Below are 19,734 nucleotides of genomic sequence, written 5' to 3' on the forward strand. Positions count from 1 at the left end.
GGCACCGGACTCCGTCTAGCGGAGCAAGGCTTGGCCACCGGCCCGAAGGGCGCAAGACCGTGCGCGGTGCCTGCCGCCCCGCCCCGGCCCGGCGCGCAATCGGGCGGCGTTATCGGGCGGATTGCCGGAAAAACAGGCAGAATGAAATCAGGCATCGCCGGGCGTCGTTTCGCCCGCGCCGTCGCGCCGGACGGCATGATCGCAGCGATCCGGCTTGACGTCGATGAGCGGCGTACCGTCCACGCAGTCGAGGCCGCGCACCACGAGGGTCGCCCCCTCGCGCCGCACCAGCGTGACCGAAGACACCCCGATCGGGTTCGGCCGCACCGGCGAACGCAACGAGAAGGTGCCGCGCGCGGCGCCGTCGCGCCGCGGACTCTGGGTCAGCAGGTCGCGCCGGGACTCGTGCAGCCAGTAGAGCACTTCGAGGGTGCTGAACCGCTCGATCCCCTCCAGCGCCGGGGCATAGACCGGGTCGAGCTCCAGACGGCATTCGGGGCCCTCGGGATCGCCGCGCCGCGGGCAGTCGTAACGGGTGGCAAAGGGCGTCCGGATGCGCCCGACAAAGCGCAGGCCCGCATCCTCGGCCGGCGGCAGATCCGCGCGCAGCTCGCCGGGGCGGATGTCCTGACCCTTGCCGTTCATGCCCGCGCCCCCCCGCATCTCGGCTCAGCCCATCGCCGCGTCGTAGGCGGCCACCACGTCGCGCGCCCGCGCGGCGAGGTCGGCCATGCTGCGCCCCGGCGTGTAGAGCCAGGTGCCGATGCCGAAGCCGCTGACCCCGGCCCTTGCCCAGTCGGCCATGTTCTCGGCCCCGACCCCGCCCACGGCATAGGTCCGGGTGCCTTCGGGCAGCACCGCGCGGATCGCCGACAGACCCGAGGGTCCGATCAGCGAGGCCGGGAACAGCTTGATCCCGTCCGCGCCGTTGCGCAGTGCCGAAAAGCATTCGGTCGGGGTCATGACGCCGGGAAAGCTCAGCATCCCGGCCTTCTTGGTGGCGACGATCACCCGGGGGTTGGTGTCGGGAGAGACGACCATCCGCGCGCCGATGCGCTGAAGCCGCAGAACCTCTTCCGGGGCCAGCACGGTGCCGGCGCCGATCAGCGCCTCTTCGCCGAAGGCCGCGACCATGGCGCGGATGCTGTCATAGGGATCGGGCGAATTCAGCGGCACCTCGATCTTGGTGATGCCCGCCGCGATCAGCGCCTCGGTCACGGCCGTGGCCTCTTCGGTCTCGATCCCCCGGAGGATGGCAATGATCTCGCGGCTCATGGTGTCTCCATCGCGTTGCGGGCGGCCTTCAGCCCTTCCAGTGTCATGCGTTCGGTGTCCGCCGTCACGGCGGGCACGCCCTGCGCTTCGAGCGCGCTGCGGTAGTGCCGGGCCAGCCCGGAGGAACCGAGGATCGCCACGCTCTGCCCCAGCCAGTAGGGCCGCGCGGCGGCCAGTTCCAGACCGATCAGCAGGCCCGACAGCCGGGACGAGGCGGTCGCGCCGTCCAGCCCGTGCAGCAGCGACTCGGCGCGGATCGTGAAGAGGTCCGCCGCGACGGCGGCGGGACGGCCCATGGCCTGATCCACCCCGGTGTCGAAGGCCTCGGGGTCCCAGCCCTCGCCCATGGAGTGACGCAGCACCGACTGACGCGACAGCAGCGCGAAGAGCTCGCCCGTCATGAAACTGCGGAAACTCACGATTTCGCCCGCGCTCACATGCACCCATTTGCAGTGGGTGCCGGGGAGGCAGAGAATGCCGTCGAACCCGGGGTTGAGCGACAGGAACCCGGCGACCTGCGTCTCTTCCCCGCGCATCACGTCGGCGGGCCGGTCCTGGGCCACGCCCGGCAGGATGCGCACGTCCAGCAGCGGATTCCTGGTCGGCACCTTCACCGCTTGCGGCAGACCCGGCGGGGTGCAGGGCACCTTGGCATAGGCGGCCTCGTGCCAGCCCTGCCGCGCCCCGGCCATGCCGCAGACGATCACCACCAGCGGCAGCACCGGCGGCGGCAGCAGCCGCAGCAGCGCCGGTTCGAACCCGTCGCGGTCGAGCCCGCCCATGCCGTCGGTCGACTCCGCGCGCTCCAGCACCGTGCCGTCGCGCGCCATCTGCCATACCCTCAGGTGCGAGGTTCCCCAGTCGACGGCGATCCAGTCCGGTTGCGTCATGCAGTCTTCTCCCAATCCGCCCGAGCGGTCGCGCAAGTGGTAGAGCGCCTGCCGACCACGTTCAAGCCCGAGCCTCTTGGCGGATCGCGCGACGCGTGGTCTACTCAGCCCCGGGAGGAGTCGGGGGTGTCGGTGGCACGCCCCACTTGTCCTGTCACGACGGAGAAGGCCCCGAACCGGATCATAACCGGACACCGGGCCTGTCACGAAACTGTTGCCCTGCTGCGGCATGGGGTGGGCCGACGCCCGTCCGATCCGCGACGGGCGGGAGCTTTCGCAAGACATGCGGGGGGCAGTACGCGCCCCGCCGACAAGGAGGACTAATTCAATGATCACGCGTATTTCCGCGCTGGCGCTCGGAACGGCCCTGATCGGCCATTCCGCCGCCGCCCAGACCCAGATCGACTTCTGGCACGCCTTCACCGGCCGCCTGGGCGAACTGGTGGACGAACAGGTCGAGACCTTCAATGCCGCGCAGGGCGACTACACCGTCGTCGCGAGCCACAAGGGCAATTATTCCGAGACCCTGAATGCCGGCATCGCCGCCTTCCGCGCCGGCGAACAGCCCGACATCCTCATGGTCTTCGAGGTCGGCACCGCCACGATGATGGCCGCCGCAGGCGCGGTGAAGCCGGTCTACGAGGTCATGGCCGACGCGGGCGCCGATTTCGACGCCGGGGCCTATATCGGCGCGGTCAAGGGCTACTACACCGACACCGAGGGCAACATGCTGTCGCTGCCCTTCAACTCCTCGACCCCGGTCCTCTGGGTCAACAAGGACGCCCTCTCCGCCGCCGGGATCGACCCGGAGATCGACCTCTCGACCTGGGAGCAGGTGGGCGAGGTGCTGGAGACGCTCAAGGCCTCGGGCAACGATTGCCCGATGACCACCGCCTGGCAGAGCTGGATCCAGCTCGAAAACCTGTCGGCCTATCACGACCTGCCCTTCGCCTCGATGGAGAACGGCTTTGCAGGGCTCGACACCGAGCTGGAATTCAACGGCCCGCTCCAGGTCAAGCACATCCAGACGCTCGGCGACTGGGCGCGGGACGGCAAGTTCGTCTATGCCGGCCGGCGCAACGAGGGCGGCGCGAATTTCCGCGCCGGCGAATGCGCGCTCTTCACCGAAAGTTCGGCCGGGTATGCGGGCATCAAGTCCGAAGCGCAGTTCGACTTCTCCGTCCGTCCCCTGCCCTACTGGTCGGACGCCGCGGGCGCGCCGCAGAACACCATCATCGGCGGCGCCTCGCTCTGGGTCATGGAGGGCCAGACCGACGAGGAATACAAGGGCGTCGCCGAATTCCTGAACTTCCTCTCCTCCCCCGAGATCCAGGCCAAGTGGCACCAGGACACCGGCTACCTGCCGATCACCGAAGCCGCCGCCGATCTCACCCGCGAGCAGGGCTTCTACGAAGCGAACCCCGGCACCGACATCGCGGTGAAACAGATGACGGCCAAGGAACCGACCGCCAATTCCAAGGGCGTGCGCCTCGGGAACTTCGATCAGATCCGCACGATCATCGACGAAGAGCTCGAGGCCGTGTGGTCCGGTGACAAGTCGGCGCAGGATGCGCTCGACAGCGCGGTCGAGCGCGGCAACCAGCTTCTGCGCCGCTTCGAACAGGCCAACGGCTGATCCCCGACCCGATGCCCCGGCCCCGCGCCGGGGCCGACACACCGCGCTCCCGCTCCGACGGGGGCGCGCGTTCCGACCTCCGCCGCAACGAAAGACCCCGCCCATGGAAAAACGCGTCATCTTCAAGGGCCTCTGGCTGCCCCTGCTGCTGATCGCGCCGCAGATGATCGTGACGGCGGTGTTCTTCTTCTACCCGGCGGGCCAGGCCGTCTGGCAATCGTTGTTCATTCCCGACCCGTTCGGCCTGTCGATGCAATACGTCGGCCTCGGGAATTTCGAATACCTGCTGGGCGATCCCTATTACCGCGCCTCCTTCGTGACGACGGCGATCTTCTCGACGCTGGTCACGCTGGTGTCGATGGCGCTGGCGCTCTACCTCGCGGTGCTGGCGGACCGGCTCATCAAGGGCTCGGGCACCTACCGCACCCTGCTGATCTGGCCCTATGCCGTGGCCCCCGCCGTCGCCGGGGTGCTCTGGATGTTCATGTTCAACACCCGCGTCGGCGTGGTGACCTGGTATCTCGGCCTGCTCGGCTACGACTGGAACCACGTCCTCAACGCGACCGAGGCGATGGGCCTCGTGGTCATCGCCTCCGCCTGGGGGCGGATCAGCTACAACTTCCTGTTCTTCCTGGCGGGGCTGCAATCCATCCCGCGCAGCGTGATCGAGGCCGCGGCCATCGACGGCGCCGGATTCTGGACCCGCTTCCGCACCATCGTCTTTCCGCTGCTGTCGCCCACCACCTTCTTTCTCATGGTGGTCAACATCGTCTACGCCTTCTTCGAGACCTTCGGCGTGATCCACACCATCACCTCGGGCGGCCCGCAGCAGGCCACCACGATCCTCGTCTACAAGGTTTATGCCGACGGCTTCGTCGGGCAGGATCTCGGCTCTTCCGCGGCGCAGTCGGTGATCCTGCTCGGCGTGGTCGGCCTGCTCACAGTGCTGCAGTTCCGCTACGTCGAACGGAGGGTGCACTATTGAGCGACCGTCATACCGGAATGGTGGAACGACGCGGCGCGGGGCTCTGGCTGACCCATGCGGGGCTGATCGTCGGCGTGCTCTTCGTCTTCTTCCCGATCTGGCTGGCCTTCGTCGCCTCCACCGTCAGCCAGCCCGAGATCGTGCGCCCGCCGATGCCGCTGCTCCCCGGTGACCAGTTCTTCGAAAACTATCGCAAGGCGCTGGTGTCCGGCGTCAATGCGCCGGTGGCGCGGATGCTGTTCAACTCCGCCGTCATGGCCATCGGAATCGCGGTCGGCAAGATCGTCATCTCGCTGCTCTCGGCCTTTGCCATCGTCTATTTCCGCTTCCCGGCCCGCAAGCTGTTCTTCTGGCTGATCTTCCTCACGCTGATGCTGCCGGTCGAGGTGCGCATCGTGCCCACCTACGAGGTGGCCGCCCGTTTCGACATGCTGAATTCCTATCAGGGTCTGATCCTGCCGCTGATCGCCTCGGCGACGGCCACCTTCCTGTTCCGGCAGTTCTTCCTGACCGTGCCGGACGAACTGGCCGAAGCCGCCCGCGTCGACGGCGCGCGGCCGATGCGGTTCTTCGTCGACATCCTGCTGCCGATGAGCCGCACCAACATCGCCGCGCTCTTCGTCATCCTCTTCATCTACGGCTGGAACCAGTACCTCTGGCCGCTCCTCATCACCACCGACCCGCAGATGAACACCATCGTGATGGGCATCAAGCAGATGTTCCCCTCCGGCGACGACATCGCAGACTGGCCGGTCATCATGGCGACCTCGATCCTTGCCATGATCCCGCCGGTGATCGTCGTCATCTCGATGCAGAAGCTGTTCATCCGCGGCCTTGTCGACAGCGAGAAATGAATGGCCACGCTTTCCCTTGAGACGATCCGCAAGAGCTTCGGCGACACGCAGGTGATCCACGGCGTCGACATCGACGTCGCCGACGGCGAGTTCATCGTGATCGTCGGGCCGTCGGGCTGCGGCAAGTCCACGCTGCTGCGCATGGTGGCCGGGCTCGAAGGCGTTTCGGACGGCGAGATCCGCATCGACGGCCTTCGCGTGAACGAGGCCGAGCCGATGGACCGCGACATCGCGATGGTGTTCCAGAACTACGCGCTCTACCCGCATATGTCGGTGGCCGAGAACATGGGCTACGGGCTGAAGATCGCGAAGACCCCGCGCGCCGAGATCGACGCCCGCGTGGGCGAGGCCGCGCGGTTGCTCCAGCTCGAACCCTACCTCGCACGGCGCCCGCGCGAATTGTCGGGCGGGCAGCGGCAGCGCGTGGCGATGGGACGCGCCATCGTACGGCGCCCCAAGGTGTTCCTGTTCGACGAGCCGCTGTCGAACCTCGACGCCAAGCTGCGGGTGCAGATGCGACTGGAGATCAAGCAGATGCAGCGCGCGCTCGGGGTGACCGCGCTGTACGTGACCCACGATCAGGTCGAGGCGATGACCCTCGCCGACCGGATGATCGTGATGAACGCCGGGCGCGCCGACCAGATCGGCAGGCCGCTCGACGTCTATGCCGATCCGCAGACCGCCTTCGTCGCCGGGTTCATCGGCTCTCCGCCGACGAATTTCCTGCCCGCCGCGCGTTTCGGCGGCCCCGAGGGCGCGCAGATGGGCATCCGCCCCGAACACCTGACGCTGTGCGAGCCGGGCGCCGGACGGGTCGCGGGCAGGACCCTGTCGGTGGAGCCGCTCGGGGCGGAAACGCTGATACACCTGCGGCTGGAGGATGGCGGCGACGTGACCGTCCGCCAGGACGGCGCGGCGCCCGTGCCCGCCGAGGGCGCCGCGGCGGGGCTCGACTGGGACTGGGCGCAGGCCATGCATTTCGACGCCGACGGGCAGCGCCTGCGCCGCTGAGGCCGGCGGTCAGACGGCGGCAGGGCCCCAGGCCTCCCAAACGTCCCAGAGCAGGCGCAGCGAGACGGCCAGAAGCGCGATGTTGATGAGCGCGAAAAAGATCTTTTCCGGCAGCCAGCGGATCACGCGGTAGCCCGACCAGGCACCGAACAGGGCCAGCGGCGCAAGCACGGCGATCTGTTCGAGGCTTTCGAGCGTGACCTGCCCGGCAAGGATGTAGGGCGGCAGTTTCATCCAGTTGATGCAGGCGAACAGGATCGTCGCGGTGCCGGCAAAGACCATCTTGGGCATCTTCTGCGGCAGGGTATAGGCCTGGAACGGCGGCCCGCCCGCGTGCGAGATGTAGCTGGTGAACCCGGCCAGCGCGCCCCAGAACAGCCCGCGCGGCACATCCGCCGGGCGCGCCCGGTCATCCTTTTTCAGCCGCTTGCGCCAGGCGCTGGCGAGGTAGCCGAGCCCGATCAGCGCCACCAGCAGCTCGGTCGCGGCGGTGGGAATGCGCGACACGAACAGGAAGGCCAGCAGGATGCCGATGGCCGAGGCCGGTATCAGGATCTTGAGATTGCGCGCGGAATAGGAGCCGCGGAACAGCCAGATCGCGTAGAGATCGGCGAGGATGTACATCGGCAGCAGCAGACCGGCGGCCTTGGCGGGCGGGATGAAGATCGACAGGATCGGAACGCCGAGCATCGCCACCATCGGCAACCCGCCCTTGGACATGCCGATGAAATAGACGGCCAAGGATGCCGTGACCCAATACGCGACGGAGTGTTCCATGCCTGCCCTGCCCTTTGCCCCCTAGATGCACCCCGAGGGCGGAAAGGGAAAGGGCAAATGGCTCAGGCGGCGCGCGCCTCGTTCGCCTTGAGAAGCGGCACGGTCAGTTCCGCATCGTCCTGCAGCGGGCGGAGCGGCTTGATGCCCTCGCGGCGCAGATCGTCGTGATAGGCCTTCACCGCCTCGAACGAACTCATGCGGTCGCGGATCACCCGGCGCATGGCACGCAGCAGGTGCACGGGGTCGTCGCAATCGAAGCTTTCCCGGCTGAACCCGCCGAGGCGCGCGCCGTAGCGTTCCGCCTGGACGAGACGTTCGAGGCAGTCGCGCGTCGTCCCGCGGCCGCATCCGGTCAGCCCGACCACCAGCCGCTCCGGGTCCCAGCCGGACAGTTCCTCCATCGCGGCGGGGCCGAGATAGCCCACCTGCACGAAGACCGGCCGTTCCTTGCGCGCGATGCCGGCCATAGCGCGGGTCAGCATGTCGTTGCGGAAGGCGGCGTAATCCTCGTGTTCGACATCCATGCCGATCTGCGGATCGGCGATCTGCAGGAAATGCCGCAACCCGACCTTCACCGCGAGGTCGCGGAAGTCGTTGTAGGCGCGCAGCATGGCGTGGTCGTGCCCCACCTCGTTGCAGAAGGTCATGATGTAGAGGCCGAGGCTGGCAACCGGCTTGACCGCGTCGAGCCGCGACGACCGGAACGGCAGCGCGGGTTCCATTGGGTATTCCCCGCCCCGCACGCGCCAGCTGTCGGTGGGATCGTTGAGCCGCACGGCCGGTGTCGCGCTGGCGCGGGAATAGACGCCCTCCTCCGCCAGCACCTCGGCGGTGGAGAGCGAGGTGAGCACGATGTCGGCAAGATCGCTTTCGATGACCCGGCGCACATCCTCGCGATAGGCGCGCAGCGGGCGCAGCCGGCCGGTGCCGTCGCGCCCGGTCGCGGAACAGCCGCGGGTCAGATCCGCATCCTTCGCGAAGGTCAGGATGAAATCCCGCGGCTCGTAATTGCCCGAACACGTCTTTGCCAGCTTCTGGTCGATCCGTCTCATGCCTGCGCCTTTCCAAGCTCCTCGCGACGGGAAGTGCCGGGACCCTTCCCCGGAGCCCCCCAAGCCGAAGCGCCCCCGATCGGCGGCATCTTACGCGGCAATTGGTTTTGCATTCGTCAACGCGCGCGCAGTTTTCCGGGCGCGCGCGGGATCAGACGGCGAGCACGTCCACCTGGTGCGTGGTCTCGTGCGATCCGGCCGAGCGCAGCGATCCCTTGGAGGGCGCGACGTCGGAATAATCCCGGCCGATGGCGACGGTGACGTGATCGACCCCGGCGCGCATGTCGTTGGTGGGGTCGATCTCGATCCAGCCGGTTTCCGCCCCGCACCAGGCCCGCACCCAGGCGTGCATCGCATCCGCCCCCTCGAGGCGCGGCTTGCCCTCGGGCGGGATGGTGCGCAGGAACCCCGAGACATAGCCCGCCGGAATGCCCAGCGCGCGCAGGGCGGTGATCGTCACGTGGCTGATGTCCTGGCAGACGCCGCGCCGCTCGCGGAAGGCTTCGATCGGGGTGGTCGTGACCTCGGTCGCCTCCGGATCGAAGGTGAATTCCTCGTGCAGGCGATGCGAAACGGCGGTGATCGCGGCCAGCGCCGACATGCCCTCGTCCACGGTGGCGCGGGCAAAGGCGGCGATCTCGGGTTCGTGGCGCAGCCGCGGCGAGGCGCCGAGGAAATGATGCGGGCTTTCCGGGGCGATGCTGGCGATGGCCGCCACCTCCTGCCGGATCGTCGTCCAGGGCGGCGACAGGTCGAGCCCGCCGGAGGCCGGCCAGCGCCGCACCCGCCCGGAGAAGGAAAAGGTGATCTCGCTCAGACGGATGTCGTGGGACATTTCGGTGGTGGCATTGCCGAAGAAGTCCAGATCGTCGAGCCGGTAGCCCGGCGCCGGGTCCGAGGTCACGACGCCGTAGAGCAGGTTCTGGTCGGAGAGCGAGCGCGGCAGCATCCGCAGCAGCGTCCGGCTGGCCGCGGCCGGGCTGTCGTAGAGGTAGGTGATCTTCAGGCTGATGTCATAGACCGTCGGCATGGGCTCAGCTCAGGTATCTGGAGGAAAGGGCTTCGGAAATGCCCGCGATCTCGCGGCGGATGCTGCGCAGGCGCTTGGTCGTGATATGCACGGGTTCGGCGATGGACAGCGCGGTCTGCAGCCGCAGGATGCGCTTGGCCACGTCGCTCATCTGCGGGGCGTTCATCTCGCGCGAGAGGCGTTCCTCCTCTTCGCGCAGCACGTCGAGCTGGAACCGGATCGACCGCGGGTTGTCCCGGTCGAGCGCCAGCAGGTCGATCAGCGTGTCGCGGCTGCTCTCGACGGAATAGCGGCGGCGGTGGGTCATCACGCTGTCCCCGACCTCGACCGCGACATCGAAGCCGCCGGAGGGCGCGGCGGGGTCCGCAAAGACCGACAGCACGGCGGCGATCTGTTCGGCCCGCTCCAGCGCCCGCCCGAGGGTGAGAAAGCGCCAGCCGTCGAAGCGGAACATGTTGTCATGCACGAGGCCGGAGAAGCCGGCGAGCTTGCGCAGCAGGACGCTCATGGCGCGGGCGGCATCATCGCCGTGACGCAGTCGGGGGGCCATCTCGCGCCCGGTGCGGGCAAGGTCGGTCAGCGCGTTCCAGCCATCGGTCGAAAACCGGTCCCGCACCTTGGAGGCGCAGCCGCGCGAGGCGTCGAAGAGGCCGAGCAGCGTGGCCGGGAAAGCCTCGTCCGGATCAAAGCCGAAGCTGTCGAGAAAGCCTTCCAGCGTCACCACCAGTGGCACCGTGTCACGGCCGTATTCCTCGAGCCGGAGGTGATAGGCGCGCAGCTCGCGCACCCCGGTTTCGGCGCGCTCCACGTAGCGGCCGAGCCAGTAGAGGTTGTCGGCGGCGCGGGCGGGCAGATGGCCGGGGGTACGGCGCAGGTAGGGACCCCGATCCTGCGCGGTCAGCGTGTCGTGCAGCACCGGGCGGCCGCCCACGATCCAGACGTCGGCGACCGAGCCGCCCGACTGCATCGCCAGCGCCGTGGGATCGTCGGTGCGCCCGATGCGGGCATAGCCGCCGGGCATCACCGTCCAGCCCTGCGGCGTGCGGGCGGCAAAGACCCGCACCACCATCGGGCGCGGCACGAGCTGGCCATCGATCATCGCCGGGGTGGTGGACAGGGTCACCGCCTCCTGCCCGACCAGCGCGTTGCCCTCCTGTTCGAGCCAGTCGGCGATGGGGATATGCGCCTCGCCCCGGAACTTGCCGCCGAGCGCGGTGGTCGCGTCGATGTCGAAGGGCAGCTTGGTCGACAGCGCCGGTCCGATCATCATGCGCGAGAGGTTGTTCAGCACGTAGTCGCGTTCGTTCCGCTGGCCGCACCACCAGGTCGCGATGTTGGGCAGCTTCAGCGGCGCGCCCATCAGCGCCTCGGAGATCCGCGGCAGGAAGGCCATGAGCGCGCGCGCCTCGAGCACCCCGGAGCCGAGGCAGTTGACCATGGTCATCGCCTGCCCGCGCAGCGCCGCCACCATCCCCGGCGTGCCGAGGGCCGAGGTCTCGTCCAGTTCCAGCGGATCGGCAAAGCGCGAATCCAGCCGCCGCCACAGGACCGACACCGGCTCGGGCCCGTTGATCGTGGACACGGTGAGCTTGCCGTTGACCTCCTTCAGGTCCTCGCATTCCAGCAGCATGAAGCCGAGGTAGCGGGCGATGTAGGCGTGTTCGTAATAGGTGTCGGTATGCTGGCCGGGCGTCAGGATCGCGACGCGGCCTCCGTCCTCCTCGCGCAGCCCGTTCACCGCGTCGCGGAACCCGCGAAAGAACCCGGCGAGGCGCTCGATATTGGCATTGGGAAAGAGGTCGTGGAACACCCGCCCCGTCGCCATGCGGTTTTCCAGCGCAAAGCCCGCACCGGAGGGCGCCTGCGTCCGGTCGCCCAGCACGAACCAGCTTCCATCGGGAGAGCGGCCGATCTCGAAGGCGATGAAATGCAGGAAATGTTCGGACTTCGGGCGGATGCCGACGATGGGGCGCAGCCATTCGGGGTTCTGCGCCACCAGGTCGGCCGGCAGGTAGCCGTCGCGCACCAGCGTGCCGGGACCGTAGAGATCGGCCATCACCCGCTCCAGCAGCTCCGCGCGCTGCGCGATGCCTTCGGCGAGGGTCTGCCATTCGCCGGAATCGATCATCACCGGGATATGGCTGAACGGCCAGCTGCGTTCGGTCGAATCCGGGCCGGTGTACTGGCGGTAATAGACCCCGGTGTCGCGCAGGTACTGGTCGCCGCGCGCAAAGCTGCGGGCGCGCGCCTCGGGGCTCAGCCCGGCGAGGTGGCGGATCAGCGGCGCCCAGACCGGGCGCAGGCTGCCGTCCAGCCGCAGCAGTTCGTCCGCCACCCCGTGAGGCGGTTCATATCCTGCAAGAAGGCGCCGGATCTTGTCCGGCGCCTTGATGTCCGAGCTGTCGTCCACGTTTTCAGATCCCCGGAACGCGCCGCAGATCGAGGGTCATCGGAAACTCCGGATGGGGGTACTCGGTCTCGGGCCAGTAGCTGCCCGCAGTATGGCCCAGCTTTTCGAACCGCGCCAGACGTCGCGCGTCCGCTTCGTTGGTGTTGACCGGGAAGGTGTCGTAATTGCGCCCGCCCGGGTGGGCGACGTGATAGGTGCACCCGCCCAGCGCCCGCCCCGACCAGGTGTCGAAGATGTCGAAGGTGAGCGGCGCATTGACCGGCAGCGTCGGATGCAGCGCCTCGGCCGGTTGCCAGGCCTTGAAGCGCACCCCGCCGACCTTCACGCCGCTTTCCTTGGTCTGAGCCAGCGGCACCGGCCGCTTGTTGCAGCAGACGATGTAGCGGTCGGGATCGGTGGCCGAAAGCTGAACCTGCATCCGCTCGACCGAGCTGTCGGTATAGCGCACCGTGCCGCCGATCGCCCCGCGTTCGCCCAGCACGTGCCAGGGTTCCAGCGCCTGACGCACCTCGAGGTGCACGCCCTCGTATTCGACCTCTCCCGCGAAGGGGAAGCGGAATTCCTTCTGCGCCTCGTACCAGTCGGGCCGCATCCGGAACCCGTGGTCGCCGAGATCGCGCAGCACGTCGAGGAAATCCTCCCAGACGAAATAGGGCAGCATGAAGCGGTCATGCAACGTGGTGCCCCAGCGCACCGGCTTGCCCTGCAGCGGCTCCTTCCAGAACCGCGCCAGAAGCGCGCGGATCAGCACCTGCTGGGCCAGGCTCATCTTGGCATCCGGCGGCATCTCGAAGCCGCGGAATTCCACGAGACCCAGCCGGCCCGTGGGACCGTCGGGCGAGAACAGCTTGTCGATGCAGATCTCGGCCCGGTGGGTGTTGCCGGTGACGTCGATCAGGATGTTGCGCAGAAGCCGGTCGACCAGCCAGGGCTGCGGCGGCTCGCCGTCCTCGGGCCCGGGGAAATGCGACAGGGCGATTTCCAGCTCGAACAGGCTGTCGTGGCGCGCCTCGTCGATGCGCGGCGCCTGCGAGGTCGGGCCGATGAACAGGCCCGAGAACAGGTAGGACATCGACGGATGCCGCTGCCAGTGCAGGATCAGCGATTTCAGCAGGTCGGGACGGCGCAGGAACGGGGAATCCCCCGGCGTCAGGCCGCCGACCACCACGTGATTGCCGCCCCCGGTGCCGGTGTGCTTGCCGTCGATCATGAACTTGTCGGCGCCGAGGCGGCACTGGCGGGCCTCTTCGTAGACCGCGTTGGTGATCGCGACGCAATCGTCCCAGCTGTGGGCGGGGTGGATGTTGACCTCGATCACGCCGGGATCGGGCGCGACGCGGATCACGTTGAGACGCGGATCGTCGGGGGGCGTGTAGCCTTCGATATGGATCGGCAGACCCAGCTCTTCGGCGGTCAGCTCGGCGGTGGCGAGCAATTCGAGGTAATCCTCCAGCGCCTCGACCGGGGGCATGAACAGGCAGAGCCGCCCGTCGCGGGGCTCGATGGCGATGGCGGTGCGCACCTGCCCGCCTTCCGGGTCGACGCCCTGCTCCATGATCTTCTGGCGTTCCCCGGCATCCCGTGCCCCCGAGACCGGCTGTTCGCGGCCCTTGGTGACCTCGGGCAGCGTGTCGGCCTCTTCCTTTGCGATGCGTTCGAGCTCGCTCATCAGTTCGGCGCGCTGCGCCTCCTTCCGGGCGTGGAAATCCGGCAGCGCGTCACGCGGCACGGTGGGATCGGTCGGATAGACATACGGATAGGAGGACGGCGGCACGTAGGGCAGCGCCCCGAGCGGCAGGCGGAAGCCCAGCGGGCTATCGCCGGGCACGAGAAAGATCTGCCCGCGCCGGGTCTTCCAGTGCTCGGACCGCCAGCGGGTCGACGGCCTGGCCTTGGACTGCCAGCGCTGGATCGGCAGGATGTAGCCCGCCGCATTCTCGAGCCCGCGCGAGAAGACGCGCGCGATGCGGGCGCGGGTTTCGGGATCCTTGAGCTTGCTGTCCTCGGGGGTCACGTTCGCGGGAAGGTCCGCCTCCTTCATGATCCATTCCACCGGATCCTCGTAGGTCGGGCGCACGTAGTCCGGTTCGATCCCGAGGTTCTCGGCAAAGCCCGTCAGGAACTTGTCGGCATCCTCGGCCGTGGCCTTGACGGCGGATTTCTCCTTGGCGACCAGGTCCGCGTTCTTCCAGACCGGCTTGCCGTCCCGCCGCCAGTAGAGCGAGAAGGTCCAGCGCGGCAGGGTTTCGCCGGGATACCACTTGCCCTGCCCGTAATGCAGGAACCCGCCCGGCGCGAAGCGGTCGCGCAGCTTGCGGATCAGTTGGTCCGCCAGCGCCCGCTTCTGCGGGCCGACGGCGGCGGTGTTCCACTCGGCGCTTTCGAAATCGTCGATGGAGACGAAGGTCGGTTCGCCCCCCATCGTCAGGCGCATGTCCTGTTCGTCCATCACAGTGTCGACCTGCTTGCCGAGCACGTTCAGCTCGTTCCAGGCCTCTTCCGAGAACGGCTTGGTGATGCGCGGATGTTCGGCGACCCGCGTCACCTGCATGTCGAAGTCGAAATCCACCTGCGGCGTGCCCGCGGCCGAGAATCCGCCCGCGATGGGCGCGGCGTTGCGGTAATGCGGGGTGGCGGCCAGCGGGATGTGCGATTCCCCGGTCAGCAGGCCGGAGGTCGGATCAAGCCCGATCCAGCCCGCGCCGGGAAGGAAGACCTCGCACCAGGCGTGCAGGTCGGTGAAATCGTGATCCGTCCCCGCGGGTCCGTCGAGCGACACGAGGTCCGGCTTGAGCTGGATCAGATAACCCGAGCAGAAGCGCGCGGCAAACCCGAGGTTGCGCAGGATCTGCACCAGCAGCCAGGAGGTGTCGCGGCACGACCCCTTGGCGAGGCCCAGCGTTTCCTCGGGCGTCTGCACGCCCGGCTCCAGCCGCACGATGTAGCCGATGGCCTGCTGCAGCTTGGCGTTGATGTCGACGAGGAAGTTGACGGTGTTGGTTTCGGCCCGCGGGATCGTGTCGAGATAGGCCTGCAGCAGCGGCCCGACCGGTTCGGGCTTGCGGTAGATCGACAGGTCCTCGGCAAATTCCGACGGGTATTCGAAGGGCCAGTCCTGCGCATCCTCGTCCACGAAGAAGTCGAAGGGATTGTAGACGGTCATGTCGGCGACCAGATCCACCTCGATCCGGAATTCGGTCACCGGCTCGGGAAACACGAAGCGCGCCAGCCAGTTGCCGTAGGGGTCCTGCTGGTGGCTGACGAAATGCCCGGCGGGCGAGACCTTGAGCGAATGCGAGATCACCCGGGTCCGGCTGTGCGGTGCCGGTCGCAGGCGGATGATCTGGGGGCCCAGCGACACGGGGCGGTCGTACTTGTAATGGGTGAGGTGATGGATGCTTGCCGTGATGGCCATGAAGGTCTGTTCCGCGCATAGGATTTCCGCGATCAACAGACCCTCTATGCCCCGGCTTGTAAAGTGCGCGGGATCGGATGGACCCCGCCCCTGCCCTGATCCGAGGCGCTTTGACCGGAAACCGCGCAGTTTCGGAATCCCGCGTCCGGATGTCGGACGAATCGTCCGGGGAATCGCCGTCAGGGGCGCCCCGGGAGGGCGCTTGGGTCTTCCAACGCGCTGCATTTCCTGAGATACATGCCTGCGGGGAAAAGGGATCGAGGTTACACGGATGACGGAAGCGGAGGACACGACGCCGGACACGACGGAAGAAACCGGACTGTTCATCGTCGGCATCGCGGCATCGGCGGGCGGACTCGAGGCGACATCCTTGCTCGCCCAGAACCTGCCGACCAACCAGAATTGCGTCTATGTTCTGGCGCAGCACATGTCTCCCAGCCACAAGAGCATGCTGGTGCAGCTCTTGTCGCGGGAAACCAGCCTCGCCGTCGAGGAGCTGGAAGAGCGCACGACGCCGGTGCCCAACACGATCTACGTGCCGCCCTCCGGCGCCGACGTGGTCTATGAAAAGGGCGAACTGATTCCCGAGACCCCGCAGGGCCACGCGGCCACGCCCAAGCCCTCGGCGGACCGGCTGTTCAAGTCCATCGCCAACGAGGTCGGCGAGATGTCGATCGGCATCGTCCTGTCGGGCACCGGCAGCGACGGCAGCTACGGCATCCAGGCGATCCGAGAGGCCGGCGGCATCACCATCGCGCAGGAACCCTCCTCGTCGAAATTCGACGGCATGCCGATGTCGGCGATCCGCACCGGCTGCGTGGACCTCACGCTCACCCCGCAGCAGATCGGCCAGCACCTGACCGAGATCCTGCAGCGGCCGCGCGACCTCGGGGCGCTCAAGAAGGCGCATGAGAGCGCGCGCAACAATTCCGACCTGTTCCAGATCCTGCTCGCCCGCACGCTGGTCGATTTCCGCCAGTACAAGGAAAGCACGATCAACCGCCGCATCCACCGCCGGATGATCGCGCGCGGCATCGACGGGATCAGCGACTATGTCGACCTCTGCCGCAAGTCGACCGAGGAGGTCGACGCGCTCTACCGCGATCTGCTGATCTCGGTCACCAGCTTCTTCCGCGATCCCCAGCAGTTCGAGGCCCTGGCCGAGACCCTGCGCGAGCGTTTCAAGGAACACGAACCCTCGTCCCTGCGGGTCTGGGTGCCGGGCTGTGCCACCGGCGAAGAGGCCTATTCCATCGCCATCATCATCGCCGAGGCCCTCGGCGGGATCGAGAAGGTAGACAAGAACCGGCTCCAGATCTTTGCCACCGACATCGACGACCGCGCGCTCGAGATCGGGCGCAAGGGGATCTATCCCTCCGCCGCGATCAACGACATCCCCCGGCCCTTCCTGCAAAGCTACTTCGACCTGATGGGCGACCACATGGTCGTGAAGCCGCGGCTCAAGAACCTCGTGATGTTCACCCATCACAACGTGTTCCAGGACGCGCCTTTCATCTCGCTCGATCTCGTCAGCATTCGCAACGTGCTGATCTATTTCAATTCCAAGCTTCAGGAACGGGTGCTGTCGCGCATCCAGTACGCGCTGAATCCCGAAGGCCTGCTGTTCCTCGGCACCTCGGAATCCACCGGCGCGCTCGAGGATTACTTCGTCCCGGTGTCGCAGCGCTACAAGATCCACCGCAAGCGCGTCACCAGCAGTTCGGCCATGCCCTCGCCCGGCGTCGACGCCATGCCCGCGCGCAGCGCGCGCCAGCGCGGCAGTTCGCAATCGCACGCCAACCAGGCCCAGCTCAGCGAAAGCCAGGCCCAGTTCGACGCGCTGGCCAAGGCCGTCGTCACCAACGGCTTTCTCACCAATGCCGACACCGGCATCCTCAAGATCTACGGCGACCTCGCGCATTTCATCGAGATCCGCGAGCCCTTCCACGGTGGCATGACCATCAAGGTGCTGAAGAAATCGCTGTCCTACGCCACCAACAGCCTGATCCGCTACGTGCTGAAGCACGGCGAGCGGCGCGCCGGCCAGTGGCAGGATCTGAACGGGCCGGGCTTCAACTCGGTCCGGCTGGTCGCCTACCCGATCATGGAGAACCGCGATTCTCCGCCCCTGGTGCTGATCGCCTTTGAGACGGAGCTGCGCACCCAGCCCGACACCAGCAACATCGAACGGTCCGACTATCTCGAATATCTCGAGACCGAGCTGTCGCGGACCAAGGACACGCTCAACGTCACCATCGAGGAACTGCAGACCTCGAACGAGGAACTGCAGTCGCTCAACGAGGAATTGCAGTCCTCCAACGAGGAACTGCAATCCACCAACGAGGAGATGGAGACCTCGAACGAGGAACTCCAGTCCACCAACGAAGAGCTCATCACCGTCAACGAGGAGCTGATCGTCAACTCCTCGGAACTGGAACGCACCACGGCCGAGCTGAACGGGCTGGTGCAGGGCCTGCCGACGGAAATGCTGATGCTGGATCAGGGACTTCTGATCCGTCACGCCTCCAAGCGGGCGCTCAGGACCTTCGATCTCACCAAGAACGGGCAATCCTTCGGCCATATCTCGCAATGCCGCATCCCGTCGGGCTGGCCGTCTCTGCTGGAGATCTGTTCGCAGGTCCTGCTCGAACGCAAGCCCGTGCAGCACCAGTTCGAGATGAAGGACCGGCAGTACAACCTCAACGTCTCGCCGCTGCTGGCCGACAACGAGGACCTGATCGGGCTCATCCTGGTGGTCAGCTCCGCGGACATGCGCGCCGATTACGTGCTCAACCGGACCCTGCGCCGATTCGAGGATATCGGCACCTGGGAGGTGAACCTGATCTCGGACGAACTCCGCTGGTCGGAAGAAGTTTACGCAATTCATGGTCTCGACCCCGACCACGTGCGCCGGAGTCTTAACGATAGTATTGCGTTTTTTCACGCCGACGATCGCGAGATGGTGCGCGAGAAGTTCCAGGCGGCAACCCGCGAGGGCGGCAGCCTGTCCTTCTTCGCCCGGCTGAAACGCGCCGACGACCGCGTCGTGGTGGTCGAATGCGCCGGGTCCGCGGTTTCGGATGCCGGCGGAAATGTCGTCGCGCTGGTGGGCGTGCTGCGTGATCACACCCGCATGCGCAACGAGGATCTGCTCGTCCGTCACTACGACGAGATCACCTCGGAGCACGGCATCGCCTTCTACTCCTACGACATCGAAAACGATCTGCCGTACTGGAGCCCGCAACTCTTTGAAATTCTTGGAGCGGATCCCAACCGCCCGCCCTCTCTCTCGATCCAGGAGGACGGCTTCGAGGACGGCAGCCGGAACACCTTCGGCGAGGCGATGGAAACCGCGATCAAGACCAACGAACCGTTCAACTTCGTCGAGACCATCACCCGGCCCGACGGCACCCGGCTCAAATGCCGCTGCACCGGACGGACATACAAGGACCGGCGGGGCAAGGCGACCCATGTCTACGGCTCGTTCGAAGTGCTGGAACGGGAGGGTGTTGCAAGAAACGCGTCCGCAACCTCTGCCTGACCTTGGTTAACGTCCCGGACTTAAACATCCATTAACCTAATTCGTAGAGTTTTAGTATCCGGTCAGAGCAGCATCTTTGGGGACTTTGGACGTGCAACTGGAACATGCGGCGCATCACCCGGACGGGTTTCTCGTGGAAATCGGTCTGTGCCGGGACGAGCTGTCAGGCGAATGGTTCGCCGAGAAACTTGCGTTTCATCTGGGGGAGGTGCGCAATCGCATGACCTTCGCCAGACCGCTCCCGCTCGAGCGGGCCTTCACCGATCAGTTCCTCGACGGACTGCGGCGCTATCTGCCCAGTTCCCTCGAACAATCCGTGCACGTTGATGCGCGGGGCATGATCGAACTGCCGCACCTCGTTCTGGGCGGCATCCGCATCGTCACCCATGCGGTGATGCTGGGACTTCAGAAGGTGACGGTGCGCTTCAAGCGGGCCTTCGGCATGCTGCAGGCCTTTCTGCTGCCGGAACACCGCACCGCCTCGGCCACCGAAACCGCGCTGCACCACACCGCCGTGGACGCCCTGCTGACGGTGCTGCAGCCCTGCCTCGACCTGGTCGAAGTCGAACAGTCGCTGATCACCGACGAGACCAATTCCGAGATCGTCGCGCGCCGGCTGAAATCCCTGTCGGAAAAGAAGTCGGAGCTGTCCTTCTTCGCCTACATGCTGCAGCGGTTCCTCACCCGCCCCATCCCGCCCGAGCGGCTGGAGCAACTGAGCGGTCCCTCGGCGGCCAATCGCGACAGGGCCACCAGCGCGTGGCAATCGCTCGAGGAACACCGCCAGGCCTGACCCCGCTCCCGGCGCCCCCCTGCCGCCGGGCAATTCCGGAATGAAGGTCAGCTAACGGCAGCATG

Annotated in this window: 14 protein-coding genes; 6 read left to right on the forward strand and 8 right to left on the reverse strand. The window is 66.9% G+C overall.

Annotated elements, in window-relative coordinates; translation table 11 throughout:
• Positions 1-147 precede the first annotated feature (147 nt).
• The 3 genes from tsaA to ACN0RJ_RS11120 are packed head-to-tail and all read right to left on the reverse strand — an operon-like array spanning position 148 to position 2,165.
• Positions 148-645: a tRNA (N6-threonylcarbamoyladenosine(37)-N6)-methyltransferase TrmO gene (gene tsaA, locus ACN0RJ_RS11110; RefSeq protein ID WP_417724305.1), complete on the reverse strand. Its 498-nt coding sequence runs from the start codon at positions 643-645 to the stop codon at positions 148-150.
• A gap of 24 nt (positions 646-669) precedes the next feature.
• A complete protein-coding gene (locus ACN0RJ_RS11115; RefSeq protein ID WP_417718877.1) occupies positions 670-1,275 on the reverse strand; it encodes a 2-dehydro-3-deoxy-6-phosphogalactonate aldolase in 606 nt (201 codons plus the stop codon).
• Positions 1,272-2,165, reverse strand: a complete 894-nt coding sequence (locus ACN0RJ_RS11120; protein WP_417724306.1) for a 2-dehydro-3-deoxygalactonokinase — start codon at positions 2,163-2,165, stop codon at positions 1,272-1,274. Before ACN0RJ_RS11120 ends, ACN0RJ_RS11115 begins: the two co-directional genes overlap by 4 nt.
• A gap of 328 nt (positions 2,166-2,493) precedes the next feature.
• Between ACN0RJ_RS11120 and ugpB the strand changes: the two genes are divergently transcribed.
• The 4 genes from ugpB to ugpC all read left to right on the forward strand — a co-directional run bounded on the left by ugpB (position 2,494) and on the right by ugpC (position 6,651).
• On the forward strand, positions 2,494-3,801 hold the full coding sequence (ugpB, locus tag ACN0RJ_RS11125; RefSeq protein ID WP_417724307.1) for a sn-glycerol-3-phosphate ABC transporter substrate-binding protein UgpB: 1,308 nt from the start codon (positions 2,494-2,496) through the stop codon (positions 3,799-3,801).
• A gap of 103 nt (positions 3,802-3,904) precedes the next feature.
• Positions 3,905-4,786 carry a sn-glycerol-3-phosphate ABC transporter permease UgpA gene (gene ugpA / locus ACN0RJ_RS11130; protein WP_417718874.1) on the forward strand — a complete coding sequence of 294 codons (882 nt, stop codon included), beginning with the start codon at positions 3,905-3,907 and terminating at the stop codon, positions 4,784-4,786.
• Positions 4,787-4,803: 17 nt separating this feature from the next.
• On the forward strand, positions 4,804-5,640 hold the full coding sequence (gene ugpE / locus ACN0RJ_RS11135) for a sn-glycerol-3-phosphate ABC transporter permease UgpE (RefSeq protein WP_417719221.1): 837 nt from the start codon (positions 4,804-4,806) through the stop codon (positions 5,638-5,640).
• Positions 5,641-6,651 carry a sn-glycerol-3-phosphate ABC transporter ATP-binding protein UgpC gene (gene ugpC, locus ACN0RJ_RS11140; RefSeq protein WP_417724308.1) on the forward strand — a complete coding sequence of 337 codons (1,011 nt, stop codon included), beginning with the start codon at positions 5,641-5,643 and terminating at the stop codon, positions 6,649-6,651.
• A gap of 9 nt (positions 6,652-6,660) precedes the next feature.
• Here ugpC and ACN0RJ_RS11145 read toward each other — a convergent pair whose 3' ends face one another.
• The 5 genes from ACN0RJ_RS11145 to ACN0RJ_RS11165 all read right to left on the reverse strand — a co-directional run bounded on the left by ACN0RJ_RS11145 (position 6,661) and on the right by ACN0RJ_RS11165 (position 15,335).
• Positions 6,661-7,392, reverse strand: coding sequence for a sulfite exporter TauE/SafE family protein (locus ACN0RJ_RS11145; protein WP_417724309.1), 732 nt, complete (start codon positions 7,390-7,392; stop codon positions 6,661-6,663).
• A 98-nt stretch (positions 7,393-7,490) separates the two neighbouring features.
• Positions 7,491-8,480 (reverse strand): hypothetical protein, encoded by a 990-nt coding sequence (locus tag ACN0RJ_RS11150; protein WP_417718871.1) that lies wholly within the window; start codon positions 8,478-8,480, stop codon positions 7,491-7,493.
• Positions 8,481-8,631: 151 nt separating this feature from the next.
• Positions 8,632-9,510 (reverse strand): transglutaminase family protein, encoded by an 879-nt coding sequence (locus ACN0RJ_RS11155; protein ID WP_417718870.1) that lies wholly within the window; start codon positions 9,508-9,510, stop codon positions 8,632-8,634.
• Positions 9,511-9,514: 4 nt separating this feature from the next.
• Positions 9,515-11,920 (reverse strand): circularly permuted type 2 ATP-grasp protein, encoded by a 2,406-nt coding sequence (locus ACN0RJ_RS11160; RefSeq protein ID WP_417724310.1) that lies wholly within the window; start codon positions 11,918-11,920, stop codon positions 9,515-9,517.
• 4 nt (positions 11,921-11,924) lie between these two features.
• Positions 11,925-15,335: a DUF2126 domain-containing protein gene (locus tag ACN0RJ_RS11165; protein ID WP_417718868.1), complete on the reverse strand. Its 3,411-nt coding sequence runs from the start codon at positions 15,333-15,335 to the stop codon at positions 11,925-11,927.
• Positions 15,336-15,606: 271 nt separating this feature from the next.
• On the opposite strand from ACN0RJ_RS11165, the gene ACN0RJ_RS11170 reads away from it, so the two are divergent.
• Entirely contained in the window at positions 15,607-18,876 is a 3,270-nt protein-coding gene (locus ACN0RJ_RS11170; protein WP_417718867.1) for a chemotaxis protein CheB, read from the forward strand.
• A gap of 91 nt (positions 18,877-18,967) precedes the next feature.
• Positions 18,968-19,669 (forward strand): hypothetical protein, encoded by a 702-nt coding sequence (locus ACN0RJ_RS11175; protein ID WP_417718866.1) that lies wholly within the window; start codon positions 18,968-18,970, stop codon positions 19,667-19,669.
• Positions 19,670-19,734 lie beyond the last annotated feature (65 nt).

The organism is Salipiger sp. (genome assembly GCF_048261495.1).
Taxonomy (GTDB): domain Bacteria; phylum Pseudomonadota; class Alphaproteobacteria; order Rhodobacterales; family Rhodobacteraceae; genus Salipiger.